The 2022-nt window shown below is 71.3% G+C and carries 2 protein-coding genes; both read left to right on the top strand.

What is annotated here, in order from left to right; all coding sequences use genetic code 11:
- Positions 1–283 precede the first annotated feature (283 nt).
- Positions 284–1510 (top strand): cupin domain-containing protein, encoded by a 1227-nt coding sequence (locus IBL25_RS25880; protein WP_187781310.1) that lies wholly within the window; start codon positions 284–286, stop codon positions 1508–1510.
- A gap of 12 nt (positions 1511–1522) precedes the next feature.
- Positions 1523–2022: OmpA family protein (locus IBL25_RS25875; RefSeq protein WP_187781309.1), on the top strand; the 500-nt coding region annotated here is incomplete at its 3' end.

Raw genomic sequence — 2022 nt, 5'->3', positions numbered from 1 at the left:
GTGGCGCAGCAGCAGCGCCGCATCCTCCGGCAGCGCCGGGGCCTGCCGGCGCAGCGCCTCGGCGGCCATCCGCAGCAGCTCGGCGCGCGCGCCGCCCTCCGGGCCTGTGCTGCTCGTTCCGTCTGGCATCGCTTTATCCCCTGGCGTCCATTCTGGTGCATCCAAGGATCGGCAGGCGAGACGCCGGCTGCAAGCCGTGCCTGTGCCTTTTGCGGTGGATGACTCGTAAATTCCTGGGGGGAAGCATTCTCAAAGGGGCGCGGGCCCGCCTAAGCTGCGGGGCATGAGCATGACGCTGGCCGATCTCCTGGCGCCCATCACGCCGGAACAGTTCTTCGCCGAATATTATGACAAGCAGCCTCTGCACATCCCGGGCAGCGCGGCGAAATTCGCCCAGGTGCTGTCCTGGCGCGGCATCAACCGGCTGCTGGACCAGACTCATATCTGGACCAGCCAGTCGCTGAAGCTGGTGCGGGAAGGCGTGGCGGTGCCGCCCGAGCAATATTGCACCCGCGCCACCAGCCGCGACGGCGCCCAGGTGATGCAGCCCGACTCCGCCATGGTGGCGCAATGGGTCGGCCGCGGCGCCAGCGTGGTGATGAACGACGTGGACAGCCTGACGCCGGGCCTCACCAGCGTCTCCAACGCGCTGGAGGAAGCCGGGCTCGGCAAGGCCCAGGCCAATGTCTACATCTCCTGGCAGAGCCACAAGGCCTTCCATTCCCACTTCGACACGCACGATGTCTGGGCCGTGCAGGTGGAAGGCGAGAAATACTGGAACATCTGGGAAGGCCGCGCCGAATGGCCGATCGCCCACCCGGTGTTCAAGGGCCTGGGGCAGGAGCACCACGACCGCGCCAAGGGCAAGCTGCGCGGCAAGGTGCTGGTGAAGACTGGCGACCTGCTCTACCTGCCGCGCGGCTGGTACCATGACGCCCTGGCCGAGGCGCCCACCTCCGTCCATATCGCCTATGGCGTCCATGCCCCGCTGGGCATGGACCTGATGAACATCCTGCTGGAACGCGCGATCTACGACACGGCCTTCCGCCAGCCGCTGCCGCGCCAGGATGGAACCGCCGCCGCCCGCTTCGCGTTGACCAGCCGGGCCGCCCAGCTTGGGCAGCGCCTTTCGGAGCTGACGCGGGATCCCAAGGTGATGGACGTGCTGGGCAAGTTCGTGGCCGACTATCACTTCCGCCGCGGCGGCAACGACCTGCTGGCCGCGCGCGGCCTGGCCGAGGCCGCCCCCGCCACGGGCGCCGAGGCTCAGGAGGGCGCCACCTTCCGCATCGTCAGCCCCGGCGCCAAGCCGGTGCGGCGCGGTGCCGAATGGCAGCTCAAGGGCCCCAATGCCACCCTGCCGCTCGCCCCCGCCGAGGCCGAGGCCGCCGGCTGGCTGCTGACCCGCACCGACGTGGCCGAGGCGGAGCTGCGCGCCGCCCACCCCACCGTCGATGCCCCCACCCTGCTGCAACGACTGACCGGCGCGGGCCTGCTCGCGCCCGCCTGAACAAGGGATATCATGCGCCTCCTGCTTGCCGTCGTGATCGCTTCCCTGCCGCTGCTGGCCGCCACCGCCCAGGCCCAGCCGCGTGACTTCAAGTGCATCGGTGCCGAGCGGCTGGAGGACGATGTCTTCGAGGTGCCCTTCCCCGCCCGCAGCGCCCGCCCCGCCGATGCCGCCCGCACCCCGGTGGCCGCCGCCGCCGAGCTGGCCAAGGCGCAGCCGGAGCGCAACATCTGCGTCCTGGGCTTCGCGGGGCGGGAAGGCGGGCAATCCAGCGCCACCCAACTCGCCGCCCGCCGGGCGCGGGAAGTGGCGGAAATGCTCTCGGTCAGTCACGGCATCGCGCGGGACCGCATCCGTGCCGAGGCCCGCAACCCCGGCTTCAGCCGCAGCACCGAGAACCGCGAGGCCCGCAGCGTGACCATCGTGGTGCTGCCGGACCTCGGCGCCACCCGCGCGGCACCGCCGGCACCGGAGCGCGCGGCACCGCCCTCGCCTGCCCCGGCTGCGCCCCC

The organism is Pseudoroseomonas ludipueritiae (assembly GCF_014490445.1).
Lineage (GTDB): Bacteria > Pseudomonadota > Alphaproteobacteria > Acetobacterales > Acetobacteraceae > Pseudoroseomonas > Pseudoroseomonas ludipueritiae.
This window is presented reverse-complemented; position numbering and strand designations above follow the sequence as displayed.

Coding starts and splice junctions, on each gene's coding strand:
- IBL25_RS25880 (WP_187781310.1), top strand. CDS start 284: ATGAGCATGACGCTGGCCGATCTCCTGGCGCCCATCACGCCGGAACAG.